Origin of the sequence: Vibrio sp. J1-1 (assembly GCF_021728395.1) — a bacterium.
GTDB lineage: Bacteria > Pseudomonadota > Gammaproteobacteria > Enterobacterales > Vibrionaceae > Vibrio.
This window is the reverse complement of the sequence record NZ_JAKKCM010000002.1, coordinates 158,214-173,571: the sequence shown is the minus strand read 5'-3', so window position 1 is coordinate 173,571 and position 15,358 is coordinate 158,214. Positions and strand designations below refer to the sequence as shown.

Here is a 15,358-nt window from a genome sequence, read left to right as displayed (position 1 = left end):
TTCGCTATTGTTATTGTTATTGGTATAGGTTCGAACACTATCTCTATTCTTTAAACGAACAAACTATCGGGGTGCTCGGTGAGCAAGTTTCAAGATCTCTCCATTCTCATACAACAAATTGGGCAAGCTGAAGAAGCGGATCAAGTCGCAACACTCAATGCGTCAATCGAAGAGGGTTTAGACCCCGGTTCCATCGCCCTGATTCTCGAAGCTTTCACCATCAATGATCGTGTTCGGTTATGGAGAGCATTACCGCTAGAATTACATATTGATGTGCTGACTGAAATGCGTGCTGACGTGCGCTTTTCGATCATCAACGCACTATCAGAAGTCGAACTTAAACTCACGCTCGCCAAGCTAGACAACCTTTCTCTGATCGAGTGGGCAGACTCACTGCCAGAAGAAATCATTAATGAAGCACTGGCATTAATCGAGAAAGACGAGTTAGAACTTTACGATCAAGCCAATGCTTATGAAGATGAAGAGATTGGCCGTTGGGCAGATCGAAAAATCGTTACCTTACCTTTTAACATTACGGTTGGTACTGCCAAGCAACTGATGGATCGTTACAGCTACGACATGCCCCAGCAGGTCTATTTGATTAACCGTAATAAACAGTTTCGTGGCACGGTTAACTATTTCGAAATTTTGCGTAGTGACTCCGATGTACGCTTGAAAAGCCTTTCGGTAGAAGCGGTTACTGTCCTCGATAGTAAAATGTCTCTACCTGAGGCTGTTGAGGCTCTGGAGCACAGTACCCTTTCCGCTTTACCAGTAACCGATGCCGATCAAACGTTAATCGGCGAAGTTGACTGGCAATTTGCACTGAGTACTCAGCGTGAAATCTACGAAGCTCGATTGATGGCGGGTACCGGTATGAACGAAGGGGATGACTTATTTGCCCCGGTCATTAAAAGCTCTCAAAAGCGTGGCGTATGGTTAGGGATTAACTTAATGACTGCCATATTAGCCTCCGTCACTATTGGTCTTTTTGAAGACGTGATTGCCCAAGTGGTTGCTCTGGCGGTATTAATGCCAATAGTGGCATCAATGGGTGGCATCGCAGGTAGCCAGACGCTTACGCTAATGGTTCGGGCGATGGCACTGAATCAGATCACGCCCGGAAACCGCTTTAAGCTACTAAAAAACGAGTTAGGTATTGGCTCACTGAACGGTATTGCGTGGGCAGTAATCATTGGCGCTCTGGCAGGATTGTGGTTCCAATCAGCGATTCTTGGCGGAACCATTGCTCTGGCTATCGTAGTCAATATCATCACCGCTGCTCTGTTTGGTGTGTTAATTCCAATAATCTTGGACAAGTTAGAATTAGACCCAGCGCTCGCGGGTTCAGTGATTTTGACAACCGTGACAGACGTTGTTGGTTTTTTCGCCTTTTTAGGAACCGCTAGCCTCGTATTGTTGTAGGTAAATACTACTAATTTATTAATCAATCATTAGCATAGTAAGGAAAAATTGCATATCGCAGTTGCAAATTGCGAATATTATCGAAGTTTAGGCAACGTCACTCACAGAAACCACGCTTTTTAGTGACTTTAAAAGTTGGCACGCTAGATGCATTGTTTAAAGTGACCCTTCTTAAGCCGAGGGTCACCTAGCCAACTGACGTTGTTAGTGAACTCAACTTTGTTCATATATATAAGCCAATCGCACTGTTTGCGGTTGGCTCTTTTTTTGTCTGTCTTCTCTAAATCTAATTGCCCTCTGATTTCACCGTTTCATACAGCGACAAAACGGACAAAGTGACATGTTCGTTATTTGGTCATAAGTCTCATTAAATTCATCGCGTTTGGAAATTCGTTATTGGGTTGGGCATAATTTCCTCATCCCCAAGTATGAAGTATTACCCATGACCTCATTAAGCCAAGCTGAACCCCTATTCTTAGAATTCATGCAGCAAGAGATGCAAATCGATGCAGCTCACGATCTCAGCCACGTAAAACGTGTCGCCAAAACGGCTAAAAAGCTCGCTGAGCAAGAGGGTGCTCAATTGGAAGTCGTATTGCCAGCTGCCTACTTGCATGACTGCTTTACTTACCCAAAAGATCATCCTAACCGTAAGCAAAGCTCCGCGATTGCGGCTAAAAAGGCCATCGCATTTTTGGAAAGTATCGACTACCCACGTCATTTCCACGACGACATTGCTCACGCGATAGAAGCACACAGTTTCAGCGCTAACATTCGTCCCAACACACTCGAAGCCAAGATCGTGCAGGATGCTGATCGTCTAGATGCACTCGGTGCGATCGGCGTAACGCGCTGTATTCAGGTTAGTACTCAGTTCGATGCTAAGCTGTACGATCACCAAGACATGTTTGCTGAAGAACGTGCCCTGGATGACCAACAATTTACCCTCGATCATTTTCAGACCAAATTATTTAGAATCGTCGATACGATGAATACCCACTCTGCCAAACAGGAAGCCAAAAGGCGCAAAGCATTTATGCAAAGCTATTTAGGCCAGTTACGCGAAGAGGTCGCAGAGTAAATGTCAGAAAGTTATGCCCTGATTAAGGAGCTGAAACGTCAATTGAAGCTCTCTGGTTTGCACTATGTAGACGTTGCACAGCATTTAGAGTTAAGCGAAGGAAGCGTAAAAAGACTGCTTGCTGAAGGGCATCACATTAGTCTCGAGCGTCTTGAACGTATTTGCCAACTGATTGGGTTAGACATGGCCGAGCTGTTTAAGCTCGCTGCTTCACACAATAAAGGACTGGAATCACTCACTCTGGAGCAAGAAAAGCAACTCGTTGAAGATAAAGCATTACTGCTGGTTGTTATATGTGTTGTGAATGGCTATCAATTTGAGCAAATCATTGAACAATATACATTCAGTGAGCCAGAGCTAGTACAGAAGCTTGCCCTACTCGATCGGCTTGAGATTATCGACTTACTTCCTGGCAACAAAATACGTTTACGTATTTCCCCGACGTTTAACTGGCAAATAGGTGGTCCGATCCAGCGCTTCTTTCAACAACAAGTTCAAGAAGCCTTTTTCAAAAGTTACTTTTCCGCCGAGGGCGAGAAGCTGGCAATGGCAACTGGGTTAATGAGTATACCGACCAACAAAAAACTTCAGCAGAAGCTACAAAAAGTGATCGATGAGTTTTATCTGGCTTGTCAGAGTGACAATTCATTAGAGATGAATGAAAAGCACGGTACCTCTCTAGTTATCGCCATGCGTCGCTGGACGTTTCCTCTTTTTAAACCCTGGGAACGCACTCCGAATCAATAGTAATAAAATTGGCAACCTTAGTTAGTGGGGTTACGTAAATAGCAACTTAAGGTAACACAATACGTTACTACACCTAAATCACTGGCTTATCTGTAGGGAATACATAAAGTGCATCCATCTAATTTAACAATGTGCATATGGAGCCAGCATGTTTTTCTCTAAACGCTTTTTCCCATTTTTCGTCACACAGTGCCTTGGGGCATTGAATGATAACGTTTACAAAAATGTTCTTTTATTAATGGTCACCTACAGTCTGATTGATTCATTACCTGTCTCAGTGAATCTGTTTGTCAATCTCGCTGCTGGTCTGTTTATCTTGCCCTTCTTTTTATTTTCGGCGCATGCTGGTGCTGTCGCGGATAATATGGATAAAGCCAAGTTGATGCGCCGCCTAAAGCTTATCGAATTGCTGATCATGATCTGTGCTGCCTCCGCCATCATGACCGAAAATGCACTCTTGATGTTAGTGTTGTTATTTTTAACCGGAACACAATCTGCCTACTTCGGTCCGGTGAAATACGCTTTACTGCCTCAAGCCTTAAAAGCCAATGAACTTGTCAAAGGCAATGCTTGGGTTGAAATGGGGACTTTTTTATCCATTCTGATTGGCACGTTAACGGCAGGACTTTTACTCGCGATTCCCAACGGTACATTTATCGCCTCGTGCCTTGTTTTATTCCTTTCGATAATGGGGTTCATTAGTAGTGTGAATATTCCCGCTTTGCCAAGTCACTCCAATCAAAAAGTAAAATTCGAGCCAATTTCTGGCCTCAAAAAGACCCTAAACGTCGCTCAAAAACAGCGTGGGGTATGGATGTCGATTCTGGCGATAAGTTGGTTTTGGTTTATGGGTGCGACCTATCTTACACAATTTCCAAACTTCGCTCGCGAGCACCTCTTTGCTGATAGTACCGTCGTTTCTTTGTTACTGGCGCTATTTTCGATTGGCATCGCCACGGGATCTTGGTTGTGCGAAAAGCTCTCTTTTGATCATGTTGAGCTTGGCATTCTGCCATTCGGAATTCTGGGGTTAACTTTGTTTGGCCTCGATTTATTATGGGCAGTACCGTCATACAGCCAACTTCCGACCCAATACTACGCTGTAGAAAGTTTCATTTCAGAGCCTAAACACTTTCGAGTAATGATTGATTTATTTTTTGTCGGAGTCAGTGGTGGAGTGTTTATTGTGCCACTCTACTCATTCATTCAGTCTCGCTCTACGCAAGGCGAATGTGCACGGTCCATCGCCGCGAACAACATTATGAATGCCCTATTCATGGTGGTGTCCGCATTGGTATCGATATTTGTGCTCAGTATATTAGAGCTCTCTGTTGTGGAGCTGTTCGCTATCATGGCGATTGGGAATTTCTTGGTTGCTATCTATGTATATCGCCAAGTTCCTGAATTTACCCAGCGCTTTATCAGCTATTTAATTAGCCATTGTATGTACCGCGTTTCCGTGGAGGGGCGCAAGTATATCCCAGAAAAAGGAGCGGCATTGATCGTCGCCAATCATGTCAGTTATGTGGATGCGCTTATTCTGATGGGAACCTCAACTCGGCCTGTGCGTTTTGTTATGGATAAATCCATCAGTGAGATGCCTGTTCTTAAATATGTGTTCCGCCACGCAGGCGTTATTCCCATTTGCTCTCCTCGTAAGTGTGCAGAAACCTACAAGCAAGCCTTTGCACAAATCGAGCAAGCATTAAATAACCAAGAGGTGGTCTGTATCTTCCCGGAAGGTCGGCTGACTTCAAATGGGGAACTCGGTGAGTTTAGACCTGGTGTGGAAACAATCCTCCAGCGTACTCCGGTGCCAGTGATACCAATGGCGTTGAAAGGCCTATGGGGTTCATTTTTCAGCCATAAAGGCGGACACGCACTGACCAAAAGACCAAGACGTTTTTGGTCCAAAATTGAAGTCATAATTGGTCAAGTAATCAACCCTGATCGTTTAGATCGCCATAGGTTACAGCAAGAAGTTCAGGAATTGCTGATAAATCAGAAGTAGTGGCACCTAATTTAGAGTAGGATACCTAAAGCATAGTGTTCTTGCAGAAGTCCTAACTCTAGGCAGTCAATATGCAGAGTCGTCATTGGAGATATTATGAAAATCATCATACTACATGGTCTTTATATGCATGGGCTGGTGATGCAGCCTCTTAGCCAAAAACTGCGTAAGTTGGGTTACGAGACTCAAGTGCTGAGTTACAACACCGTATCGATTAATGAAGATGCACTGTTTAATTCTATCGACCATGCACTCAATCCACTGACGACCAATGTACTGGTTGGGCATAGCTTAGGTGGCTTGATGATTAAGCGTTATTTGGCAAATAGAAAACCAACCACCAGCTTGATTTCTCACGTTATCGCTATTGGATCACCTCTAAAAGGAGCGTCGATCGTTTCCCGAATCCAAGACCTTGGCTTGGGCGCACTTTTGGGTAACTCGCCTCATCACGGTTTAAACAAACATGACGACGTCTGGGACTTTCCTCAGAAACTTGGAAGTATCGCAGGTACACTCCCTGTCGGGGCTCGTTCTTTGCTTATTCGCGATGATAATACAATGTCTGACGGCACCGTGACCGTAGACGAAACCCGCTTAGAAGGGATGCAAGATCATATTCAGGCCAAACAGACGCATACCAGCCTAATCTACAATACCTTCGTTCCTGAGCAGATTGATCACTTTATTCGCACCGACTTTTTTCGTCGGTAGCACATTTTTATGCAATAAAAACGTAATCTGCTTCCCAAGGTATTGGTAAATCAGTACTATCCCATTGTCAGTCTTAGTTAAAACAATAGACTTGGCATAATTTTAATTGTTCTCAGGGCGGGGCGAAATTCCCCACCGGCGGTATACTCTTTTGAGTCAGCCCGCGAGCGCTCGATTCGTCGAGGTCAGCAGATCTGGTGAGATGCCAGAGCCGACGGTTATAGTCCGGATGAAAGAGAATAAGAATACACCAGTACGCTTACTCAATACGTTGAGAAGAACTGGTGCACTTCTTTTTGATCGCATTTTACAGCGAGCTCTCATACCGCCCTGATTCTGGTCATATTTAGGAGTTAACCATGAATCAGTCATCGCTACTTGCCGAATTCGGCGACCCAATTACTCGTGTTGAAAACGCACTTACCGCACTGCAGGAAGGCCGAGGTGTACTTTTACTTGATGATGAAGACCGTGAAAATGAAGGCGACATCATCTATTCAGTAGAACACCTGACTAACGAACAAATGGCACTTATGATCCGTGAGTGCAGTGGTATCGTGTGTCTGTGTCTGACGGACGCTCAAGCAGACAAGCTAGAGCTGCCACCAATGGTTGTCGACAACAACAGCGCAAACCAAACCGCATTTACCGTTTCTATTGAAGCGAAAGTAGGCGTAACGACAGGTGTCTCTGCGGCAGACCGTGTTACCACGATCAAAACGGCGGCAAATCCACACGCGAAGCCTGAAGATCTTGCACGTCCGGGCCACGTCTTTCCTTTGCGCGCTCGCCCAGGTGGCGTAATGACTCGCCGCGGGCATACCGAAGGCACGATTGATCTAATGCAAATGGCAGGGCTACAGCCTGCAGGCGTATTGTGCGAAGTGACCAATCCGGATGGTACGATGGCGAAAACACCAGAGCTCGTTGCATTTGGGCGTCTTCACAACATGCCAGTTCTCACAATTGAAGATATGGTCGCTTATCGCAATCAGTTTGAATTGAAGTTGGCGTAACACACCTTCCAGACTTGTTCCGAGCCGTGCAGTTGCGCGGCTTTTTTGATCGATCTTGAACCTGCTGAGTAACACTATACTAAGTGAAGAAGGAAATCGAATCATGACAACAAGAATAAAAAACCTTGTCTTACTAGCGCTATTCAGTCTGAGTTCCACTGCTTTTGCTTCAAGCTGCCCGGATATTCTTCAAGGCAAACAAAGGTTGCTCAACTCCACTGATGAAATTGATTTATGTGAGCACTTTAAAGGTAAGACATTGCTTGTCGTAAACACAGCCAGCCAATGTGGATTTACGCCGCAGTTCGAACAGTTGGAATCCCTTTACCAAACGTATAAAGATAAAAATTTCGCGGTGATTGGTTTTCCAAGCAATGACTTTAACCAAGATAAGGGCAGTGAAGCGAATTCCGCAAAAATTTGCTATCTCGATTATGGGGTTACCTTTCCGATGATGGCACGAAGCTCAGTGATGGGAATCGATGCGAATCCGGTATTTAGCGAGATCAGCCAGCAAGCAGGTATCACACCAAGGTGGAACTTTTACAAGTTTCTGATCAGTAAAGATGGCAAAGTCATTGCAACATTCCCAAGTTCGATCTCTCCTACAAGTACTACGCTTACTAATATGATTGAAAAACAATTGTAGGGCAGCAATCATGACAACTACACGTTCTACCATGTTGCGGCTGGGCTATTTAGGACTTATCCCTTTTTTATTTAGTTTGCTGCTGATTATCACTGACACCACTTTGCTTAATTTAAGTGGTCATGAATTCTTTATTGCCTACAGTGCGGTTATCTTAAGCTTCTTGTCTGGTGTGTTATGGGGTAACGGCATCGACCATTACTACCACCGCTTGAGTCGCAATATTTTGGTTCTGAGTAACCTGTTTGTTTTGCTCGCGTGGGGCGCCCTTCTACAGGGACACACTCATTACATTATTGCCACCCTGCTTTTAGCCGCAGGTTACATTGCCGTTTGGTACTCTGAAAAGTTGATTCGGAAGGTAGAGAAAGAGATTGACCCAAAAGGTTATCAAGGAATGCGTGGAACACTCACCTGCGGAGTGCTTCTGATGCATGGCATCGTGCTGTTTGCTTGATTTAAGAAAATCAAACAATGGGAGGTCGAAACTTGCTCATTCGCGGCTCATCCGCATGATTATTTTCCTTTTTTTACCGTCGTGTAGCTGATAAAACTTGAATTCAGTATTAATCCTTAGTAATAGTTAGAATAGTTTTTGTACAAACAAGGAAAGATTAATGCTTAAAAAAAGATTTTTTAAAACCAAAGATGAAGTCGAAGTCACCTTTGAGCTTGATAAAGAACAGCGTGAGTCGGTAAAAATTGCGGGAGACTTTAACAACTGGCAGCCAGAACCAATGAAATTGGTTAAAAGCAGCGGCCAGTTTAAGTTTAAAACTCGCTTACCAAAGCAACAAAACATTCAATTCCGATACCTGCTGAATGAAGCTGAATGGGAAAACGACCCTCAAGCCGATGCCTATGTTCCGAATGGTTTTGGCAGTGATAACAGCGTCGTTTGCACCAGCGAGCAGATCGCTTAACGCTAGCGCCAGATGCCTAAGAGCTCAGTCATTACAGCTTGGTAATTAAGCTAAAACCTTAAGCCTGACGACAAATTGTGAGTCAGGCTTTTTTATAGCATTAGACTTCAGCATATTCTCTCTTGTCCTTGTTATACTCGGCTGCTAGTCAGATAAAAGAGAAGAACCCAGATGAAAATTGGTATCATTGGCTTAGGAGATATTGCGCAAAAAGCTTACCTTCCGGTTATCACTCAGATCCCCAATATTGATTTAGTTTTTTGTACCAGAAATACCAGAACTCTGAGCGCTCTGGCTCAACAGTACCGAATCGCAGAAACCTGTCAGGACTATCAGCAGCTTATGAACTTCGGCGTCGATGCCGTCATGATACACGCCGCTACTAGCGTCCACTTTCAAATCGCTGAATACTTTTTAAAGCAAGGTATCCCAACCTTTGTAGATAAGCCTCTGGCTGACAACGCCGCAGAGGTCGAAAAGCTGTATGAGATTTCCGCTCAGACTACTCAGCCTCTTTATGTTGGCTTCAATCGCCGCCATATACCGCTCTACAATCAACACATGCACGGAGTACAACAGGGAGAACTCACTGGATTGAAGTCGCTTCGCTGGGAAAAGAATCGACATAACTTGCCGGGTGACATTCGTACTTTTATTTTTGATGATTTCATTCATCCGTTAGATAGTGTCAACATTGTGGCCAAAACCAACCTACACGACGTTTACGTCACACATCAATTTGATGGAGCTCAATTGGCCAGACTGGATGTGCAATGGCAACATGGTGAGACACTTCTGCACGCTTGTATGAATCGCCATTTTGGCATCACAACCGAACGAGTACAGGCTTGTTACGCTAACCGAGCCGTCGAGTTCGACTCATTTGTAGAGGGCAAACTTTGGCACGAAAACAAAGAGCAAAAATTAAGCTTAAAAGATTGGACGCCAATGCTGACCAGTAAAGGCTTTCATGCCATGCTATTAGATTGGTTTGCCGTCATAGAAAACGGAAAGCTGGATAATGCGGTTGCCGAACGCAATATCGCCAGCCACCAATTTGCGGAAGCCATTTGCCAACAAATTGAGAAAACCGTTTTACGTTAAACACCGTCAATATGGTATCCACGTTCATTTGCTACACTAAGCATAGTGTGCGTGGATATTCTTCTCGCCTTACAACTAGTTACTTCCAAACCTCAGCTCAGATTAATGTTATTCATACTCTGTTAAGATTCCTGTGACATACTTATAATCAAGTCCAAATTGGATTCAATGACGTCACTTTACATCGGTGGCATGAACTCGATTTAAAATCGACGATTAGAAATAGGAAATAGAATGAGAACTCTTGGCAACATCATCTGGTTTGTGTTGGGTGGCGTGTTTATGGGACTGCTATGGTGGTTTTTCGGCATCCTGGCCTTTATCAGCATTATCGGTATCCCGTGGGGACGCGCCTGTTTCGTCATGGGTAACTTTTCATTTTTCCCATTCGGAAAAGAAGCCATTTCGCGTGATGAACTGACCAACGAGATGGACATAGGCACCAGTCCACTTGGCGTTATTGGCAACATAGTGTGGTTTGTGTTTGCAGGTATCTGGCTGGCAATCGGTCATGTCATTTCCGCTGTTGCGTGCTTCGTTACCATTATCGGTATTCCGTTTGCACTTCAGCACCTGAAACTGGCGGTTATTTCCCTTGCGCCTATTGGTAAAACTGTCGTATCGAAAGAAGAAGCTGCGATGGCACGCTTCAATATTAATCGATAAAACTTGCCATCCTCTGGGAGATGACTCTCAGAGGGTAACCCCGGTCAAAAGTAAGCCGATGATTGCTATAGCGTACTCGATTATGGTTGATTGTATGTTCATAGCGTCGCCTAATATTGTAAATTAATACCTAGACCACTACTGACTTTGTATTTTTTATTATATAAATCAAAGGCATCTAACAATGTTACTATTCACGAAACGGTTGTTAAATGTCGAGTCGAACCTATGGTTTTGCCGCCTACCTTCCCTGTTTATTTTCTGCAAGCCGAACTATAAGCATAGTCAAGATCCACCTAGATCGCGGAGATTTTGGCAGCAATAATGAGATTTACAGTGTTAGTTTCGATCAAAGTCAGCAAAGAGAATGCCTTAGAAACCAAGTTTTGAACGGGGAGTCGACAAAAATAATGGCTCAATACACCAACAGAAGAGTTACTCGCGGACCGGATAAACCAAAGCAGAGGCCAATGAGCATTCTGCTTTATGGATAAATAGGCAGTTAGACAGGTTAGAACTCGCGGTTCATTCTTTCCAGACATGTGAGAAAAATGGCTTGTTGTTCGGGCTCGATGTGTCGGGTCAAGTCACGAACTAAATCCAGATGCAACTGATTATGGTGTCGATGGATAATCTCACCTTCTGGCGTCAATTTAACCACTATAGCACGACGATCTTCGGGATGTGGGCAACGTTCAATCAAATTCGCATTGACTAGTTTATCAACCTGAACCGTTAAAGTTCCTGTTGTGATACCTAGTTTTTCTGCCAGCTCTTTCATGCGTAAAGCACCATGCCCACCAAGTACTTCAATAGTGTGGACCTGAGCCAGTGAATAACCCGTTTCTTTGACAACTGACTGCTCCCACGATGACATTTTATCGTAGAACTCGGTCAAGATTTGATTCAATCTTTCTAATTCGCTCATCGTTTAGTCATTTTGCAATTCGAGAGTAAGGTGATGAATTTTATCAAACTTACTCAACATTTGTTTAAATTCGCCAAGTGATTTACCACTCCGATTCTTTATCGCGATAGCCGCTGAATAATGGTGTCCACTCACTTTCCACACATGAAGATCCACAACATCAGCATAAGGGGCTAACTCGGCACGAATATCTTGTCGATATTGCTCATCAATACTTTCATCTAATAAAACCGGAGCAGTTTGCCGAATTAAACCAAGTGTCCATTTACCAATGACCAGAGCACCGACGATACCCATAATCGCATCTAACCAAACCCAACCATAAAACTTACCGATGATGAGTGCGATAATCGCAAGCAGCGACGTTAACGTGTCCGCAAGAACATGGAAATACGCCGCCGCTAAGTTATGATCATGATGATGTTCATGATGGTTACCATGATGATGATGATCATGTCCGTGATGGTGGTGATCCTTTAACAGCAACATACTCGCCAAGTTCACCACCAAACCAATGACCGCCACCATTATCGCTTCGTTAAACCGAATCGTTTCTGGGTTGAATAACCGATGTACAGACTCGACCATCATCATCAATGCTACGATGCCAAGTGCTATTGCGCTAGTGAACCCGCCTAATACACTGACTTTACCGGTACCAAAAGAAAATCGTTCACTGTTCGCGTGCTGCTTAGCGTAACGATAGGCAAACAAAGTGATACAAAATGCCGCGGCATGGGTACCCATATGCCAGCCATCAGCCAGTAACGCCATAGAGCCAAACAACGTACCAGCACTAATCTCTACTATCATAGTGATCAGCGTGAGAAGAAGTACGTAAAACGTTCGTCTTTCACCTTTATGATTATGTGACACAAAGTCATGTGAATGCTGCGAGGCTGTCATTGCGTGACCTTTCATCCTGAATGCTCATTTGTTTGATGATCAAAATACTTGATATGAATTTAGTTTGACTATCAAACATTGTCAACGGGTAGCGTAAACTGTTGCCTGGTTATGCTTTGGTTATATCCCTCCTTGCGTTAAGCTAGTGGTCATCCAATCTGACCCAAACGTGATGGAAAATACCGATGGAACAAGTAGGTACTCGCGCATTGATTGTGGAAGGAGGCGCTATGCGGGGCGTCTTTTCTTGCGGCATACTCGACCACTTTTTAGAACAAAATTTCTCGCCATTTGACAGCTTTTGGGGAGTGTCAGCTGGCGCAAGTAACTTAGCGGCCTACCTAGCAAACATGCCGGGAAGAAACCTGAAAATCTATCTCGATTACAGTCTTCGTAAAGAATTTATTAACCCGAGTCGCCTGGTTCTTGGCGGTAATATGATGGATCTCGATTGGATGTGGAAGCTCACACTCGAAGAGCTGGGTATCGACAAAGCAATTCTGGCTGCAGATCGACGACCTTTCTTCTTAGGCGTCACTCGTCAGGACACGGGTAAAGCAGAATATCTGACTCCCGACGTGGATACACTGGCAGAAACGATGAAAGCCAGTAGTGCACTACCCATCCTTTATCGTAACGGCGTATTACTCAATGGAACACGATATGTTGATGGTGGCGTCTCTGATGCGATTCCAATTGCAGAAGCGATTAAACGAGGTGCAACCAAAATCATGGTATTGCGCAGTCGTCCCGCAAGCTACCGAAAATCAAAATCAAAGTTTGGCGCTGCAACCAAACGAATGTTGAAAGATACACCTGCATTGATTGAGCCGATGTTGACTCGTGATATTCGCTATAATCAAACCCTAACACTTATAGAGAATCCACCAAAGGGAATAGAGGTTGTACAGATTTGTCCGCCCGAAACCTTTAAACTTAAGCGCTTGAGCCGTTCTCAGGAACCATTACGTGCAGCGTATGAGCTCGGTTTAGAGGCAGGGAAAGAAGCCATTATGCGCTGGGAGAGGATTTGAGGTTGTCGGTTTTGTAAAGAAAAAAGCCACACCCTAAGGCGTGGCTCATACAAATTCGATGGCAGTGGATTATCGTATTTGCTTTTCAGTAAGCCCAACAATCAGGCTCAAATTTTCCTATTCTCGTTCCCCCCGGCTGAGCGCCAAAAGACTAATAAGTTTCAAATAGTCCCGCATTGTAGTCTTGAATCGCTTGTTCGATTTCTTCAATGCTGTTCATTACAAAGGGACCATAGTGAACCACAGGCTCGTTAATCGGCTCGCCAATGAAAAGTAGTACTCCACTTGCGTCATTTGCCGTCAGCTCAACCCACTCTCCTTGAGACAAGAGCGCCATCTCACCTTGTTTGATCACTCGCTGTTGAGTCTCAACGTTGCCTTGATAGATATAAACCATCATGTTGTGGTTCGGCTCGGTGACAAGCTGGAGCGTTGCGCCTGCATGTGGTCGCCAATCAGCAACCGTTACATCAACACCCGTTTTCGTCAACGGACCTACTGTACGGTTTCCATTTATGTTCAGTTCCCCAGCAATGATACGAACCAGACCGACGTCTTTGCTTTCTACTTCCGTGATTGTTTCAGGCTGAAAGTCATGGTACTGAGCTGGCTGCATTTTATTTTTTGCTGGCTGATTAATCCATATCTGAAAACCATGTAGCTCGCCATCTTGCATAATTGGCATTTCGCTATGAATGACACCACGACCTGCGGCCATCCACTGAGCACCACCCGAACGCAGTTCACCAACATTATTCATGTGGTCACGATGCTGAAAGTGCCCTTTCAACATATAAGTCAGGGTTTCAATGCCACGATGTGGATGTGGAGGGAAACCACCGATATAGTCAGCACGGTTATCAGATTTCAACTCATCTACCATCAAAAATGGTGAAAAACTGGCATTATTGAATCCAGCAACTCGGCGGATTTTAACGCCATCACCATCAGCAGTAGGCTGGGAAGGAATTAACTGGCGGACTTCTCTTGTCTTACTCATCACCTTTCTCCTCAAAAGCCTTGCTCACTTTTATCTATCAAGCTCGCATTACTTGGCTATCGGTATGCTGTTATTGTAGGTTGAAGGAAAATAATCATGACCACATGCAGTTGAGCTATTTGTTCAATTTTTTCGAATAACAACATGCCCTCTACAGGCTTTCGTGCTGAAATGATAGAGGCAAACTCCCGCACCCCCACTATTAGAGCATTAGCCAATACCAACCGAAAATAAATGTGGCTATTTTCTAAACTCGGTGTATAGTGGGCGTTGGCTCTTAAAGAAGAGCTGTTAATGCAACATTTAGTTTAAGTTCCTTCTCAGTAAAATCTTGAATCACCCATTCAGACACCTGCGTACAACTTCCTCTTGATTGAACATTCAATAGCTTAAAAAAGATCCACAAAATCATTCGTAATTAAAATGTTTATTTCAAAGGTATTTTTATGTCTAAAGTAACTGGTTCAGTAAAATGGTTTAACGAAACTAAAGGTTTCGGTTTCCTATCTCAAGATAACGGTGGCCAAGATGTATTCGTACATTTCAACGCTATTGTTTCTGACGGTTTCAAAACTTTGACTGAAGGTCAGAAAGTAAGCTTTAACGTAGAGCAAGGTAACAAAGGTCCTCAAGCGACTGAAGTTACTCCTCTATAAGACTGCTTTTCTTGGTGTAGCATATTCATGCTGCACCAAACTTCTCCCCTTCAAACATCCCACTTTAATTTTTAGCCTATTAATGGCTTAGCTTAGTGCTGTCTAAAATAAATTTGGCAGTGCGATTTTATATTTTATTAATAAAAGGAAAGTAATATGTCCTCTAGAAGAACTAGCCGTCAAAAGCATTGGTATCAACTACTTAACAAAGACAAAACGATAAAGAAACAGGAGAATAAATGTTAGAAATTGAGTTTAATTTAAAACAACCACAAACCACTTGGAATGCCAGAATACATCAACTTAACAGCGATATATTAATGCGACATGTATTACCAAAACTTCAAGCCAGCAGTGTTTTTATTGACTTTCAATATGATGAAAAAGATGGTGAAGGTACAATTCTGTGTGATGAAGGTTCAAAGATAGGAAGTTTTATTGTCAAATAAGACATTTTTCAGGCATTGATAGTATTCATCTTCAAGTTGGAGGCCTTTT

Annotated in this window: 17 protein-coding genes and 1 riboswitch; of the genes, 14 read left to right on the top strand and 3 right to left on the bottom strand. The window is 43.7% G+C overall.

Going from position 1 to position 15,358, the window contains the following annotated elements; genetic code table 11:
* The first annotated feature begins 78 nt into the window (after positions 1–78).
* The 11 genes from L3V31_RS03460 to L3V31_RS03410 all read left to right on the top strand — a co-directional run bounded on the left by L3V31_RS03460 (position 79) and on the right by L3V31_RS03410 (position 10,336).
* Complete coding sequence (locus tag L3V31_RS03460; RefSeq protein WP_237314738.1) at positions 79–1,425, top strand: magnesium transporter; 1,347 nt, start codon at positions 79–81, stop codon at positions 1,423–1,425.
* Positions 1,426–1,867: 442 nt separating this feature from the next.
* Complete coding sequence (locus L3V31_RS03455) at positions 1,868–2,506, top strand: HD domain-containing protein (protein ID WP_237314737.1); 639 nt, start codon at positions 1,868–1,870, stop codon at positions 2,504–2,506.
* Positions 2,507–3,253, top strand: a complete 747-nt coding sequence (locus L3V31_RS03450) for a helix-turn-helix transcriptional regulator (protein WP_237314736.1) — start codon at positions 2,507–2,509, stop codon at positions 3,251–3,253. It abuts the gene before it with no gap.
* Positions 3,254–3,401: 148 nt separating this feature from the next.
* Positions 3,402–5,264 carry an MFS transporter gene (locus L3V31_RS03445; protein WP_237314735.1) on the top strand — a complete coding sequence of 621 codons (1,863 nt, stop codon included), beginning with the start codon at positions 3,402–3,404 and terminating at the stop codon, positions 5,262–5,264.
* A 96-nt stretch (positions 5,265–5,360) separates the two neighbouring features.
* The gene (locus tag L3V31_RS03440; RefSeq protein ID WP_237314734.1) at positions 5,361–5,978 is read left to right on the top strand and encodes a triacylglycerol lipase; all 618 of its coding nucleotides are present in this window, start codon (positions 5,361–5,363) and stop codon (positions 5,976–5,978) included.
* 104 nt (positions 5,979–6,082) lie between these two features.
* Positions 6,083–6,223, top strand: a riboswitch (FMN riboswitch).
* A 114-nt stretch (positions 6,224–6,337) separates the two neighbouring features.
* Positions 6,338–6,994, top strand: coding sequence for a 3,4-dihydroxy-2-butanone-4-phosphate synthase (ribB, locus tag L3V31_RS03435; protein ID WP_237314733.1), 657 nt, complete (start codon positions 6,338–6,340; stop codon positions 6,992–6,994).
* A 103-nt stretch (positions 6,995–7,097) separates the two neighbouring features.
* A complete protein-coding gene (locus L3V31_RS03430; protein ID WP_237314732.1) occupies positions 7,098–7,643 on the top strand; it encodes a glutathione peroxidase in 546 nt (181 codons plus the stop codon).
* Between the two features lie 10 nt (positions 7,644–7,653).
* Complete coding sequence (locus L3V31_RS03425; RefSeq protein WP_237314731.1) at positions 7,654–8,100, top strand: DUF3429 domain-containing protein; 447 nt, start codon at positions 7,654–7,656, stop codon at positions 8,098–8,100.
* 160 nt (positions 8,101–8,260) lie between these two features.
* Complete coding sequence (locus L3V31_RS03420; RefSeq protein WP_237314730.1) at positions 8,261–8,566, top strand: isoamylase early set domain-containing protein; 306 nt, start codon at positions 8,261–8,263, stop codon at positions 8,564–8,566.
* A gap of 171 nt (positions 8,567–8,737) precedes the next feature.
* A complete protein-coding gene (locus tag L3V31_RS03415) occupies positions 8,738–9,670 on the top strand; it encodes a Gfo/Idh/MocA family oxidoreductase (protein WP_237314729.1) in 933 nt (310 codons plus the stop codon).
* Between the two features lie 234 nt (positions 9,671–9,904).
* Positions 9,905–10,336 (top strand): YccF domain-containing protein, encoded by a 432-nt coding sequence (locus tag L3V31_RS03410; RefSeq protein WP_237314728.1) that lies wholly within the window; start codon positions 9,905–9,907, stop codon positions 10,334–10,336.
* A 511-nt stretch (positions 10,337–10,847) separates the two neighbouring features.
* Here L3V31_RS03410 and L3V31_RS03405 read toward each other — a convergent pair.
* Together L3V31_RS03405 and dmeF are read right to left on the bottom strand one after the other, a co-directional pair.
* Complete coding sequence (locus L3V31_RS03405; RefSeq protein ID WP_237314727.1) at positions 10,848–11,264, bottom strand: MarR family transcriptional regulator; 417 nt, start codon at positions 11,262–11,264, stop codon at positions 10,848–10,850.
* 3 nt (positions 11,265–11,267) lie between these two features.
* Positions 11,268–12,170 carry a CDF family Co(II)/Ni(II) efflux transporter DmeF gene (gene dmeF, locus L3V31_RS03400; RefSeq protein WP_237314998.1) on the bottom strand — a complete coding sequence of 301 codons (903 nt, stop codon included), beginning with the start codon at positions 12,168–12,170 and terminating at the stop codon, positions 11,268–11,270.
* Positions 12,171–12,355: 185 nt separating this feature from the next.
* Between dmeF and L3V31_RS03395 the strand changes: the two genes are divergently transcribed.
* Positions 12,356–13,204 (top strand): patatin family protein, encoded by an 849-nt coding sequence (locus tag L3V31_RS03395; protein WP_237314726.1) that lies wholly within the window; start codon positions 12,356–12,358, stop codon positions 13,202–13,204.
* Between the two features lie 151 nt (positions 13,205–13,355).
* Here the strand turns inward: L3V31_RS03395 and L3V31_RS03390 are convergent, their stop codons facing one another.
* A complete protein-coding gene (locus L3V31_RS03390; RefSeq protein ID WP_237314725.1) occupies positions 13,356–14,204 on the bottom strand; it encodes a pirin family protein in 849 nt (282 codons plus the stop codon).
* A gap of 446 nt (positions 14,205–14,650) precedes the next feature.
* Here L3V31_RS03390 and L3V31_RS03385 point away from each other — a divergent pair, with 446 nt between their 5' ends.
* Both L3V31_RS03385 and L3V31_RS03380 read left to right on the top strand, forming a co-directional pair.
* Complete coding sequence (locus tag L3V31_RS03385) at positions 14,651–14,860, top strand: cold-shock protein (RefSeq protein ID WP_237314724.1); 210 nt, start codon at positions 14,651–14,653, stop codon at positions 14,858–14,860.
* 239 nt (positions 14,861–15,099) lie between these two features.
* The gene (locus L3V31_RS03380; protein WP_237314723.1) at positions 15,100–15,309 is read left to right on the top strand and encodes a hypothetical protein; all 210 of its coding nucleotides are present in this window, start codon (positions 15,100–15,102) and stop codon (positions 15,307–15,309) included.
* Positions 15,310–15,358 lie beyond the last annotated feature (49 nt).

Coding starts and splice junctions, on each gene's coding strand:
- L3V31_RS03455 (WP_237314737.1), top strand. CDS start 1,868: ATGACCTCATTAAGCCAAGCTGAACCCCTATTCTTAGAATTCATGCAG.
- L3V31_RS03450 (WP_237314736.1), top strand. CDS start 2,507: ATGTCAGAAAGTTATGCCCTGATTAAGGAGCTGAAACGTCAATTGAAG.
- L3V31_RS03445 (WP_237314735.1), top strand. CDS start 3,402: ATGTTTTTCTCTAAACGCTTTTTCCCATTTTTCGTCACACAGTGCCTT.
- L3V31_RS03440 (WP_237314734.1), top strand. CDS start 5,361: ATGAAAATCATCATACTACATGGTCTTTATATGCATGGGCTGGTGATG.
- ribB (WP_237314733.1), top strand. CDS start 6,338: ATGAATCAGTCATCGCTACTTGCCGAATTCGGCGACCCAATTACTCGT.
- L3V31_RS03430 (WP_237314732.1), top strand. CDS start 7,098: ATGACAACAAGAATAAAAAACCTTGTCTTACTAGCGCTATTCAGTCTG.
- L3V31_RS03425 (WP_237314731.1), top strand. CDS start 7,654: ATGACAACTACACGTTCTACCATGTTGCGGCTGGGCTATTTAGGACTT.
- L3V31_RS03420 (WP_237314730.1), top strand. CDS start 8,261: ATGCTTAAAAAAAGATTTTTTAAAACCAAAGATGAAGTCGAAGTCACC.
- L3V31_RS03415 (WP_237314729.1), top strand. CDS start 8,738: ATGAAAATTGGTATCATTGGCTTAGGAGATATTGCGCAAAAAGCTTAC.
- L3V31_RS03410 (WP_237314728.1), top strand. CDS start 9,905: ATGAGAACTCTTGGCAACATCATCTGGTTTGTGTTGGGTGGCGTGTTT.
- L3V31_RS03405 (WP_237314727.1), bottom strand. CDS start 11,264: ATGAGCGAATTAGAAAGATTGAATCAAATCTTGACCGAGTTCTACGAT.
- dmeF (WP_237314998.1), bottom strand. CDS start 12,170: ATGACAGCCTCGCAGCATTCACATGACTTTGTGTCACATAATCATAAA.
- L3V31_RS03395 (WP_237314726.1), top strand. CDS start 12,356: ATGGAACAAGTAGGTACTCGCGCATTGATTGTGGAAGGAGGCGCTATG.
- L3V31_RS03390 (WP_237314725.1), bottom strand. CDS start 14,204: ATGAGTAAGACAAGAGAAGTCCGCCAGTTAATTCCTTCCCAGCCTACT.
- L3V31_RS03385 (WP_237314724.1), top strand. CDS start 14,651: ATGTCTAAAGTAACTGGTTCAGTAAAATGGTTTAACGAAACTAAAGGT.
- L3V31_RS03380 (WP_237314723.1), top strand. CDS start 15,100: ATGTTAGAAATTGAGTTTAATTTAAAACAACCACAAACCACTTGGAAT.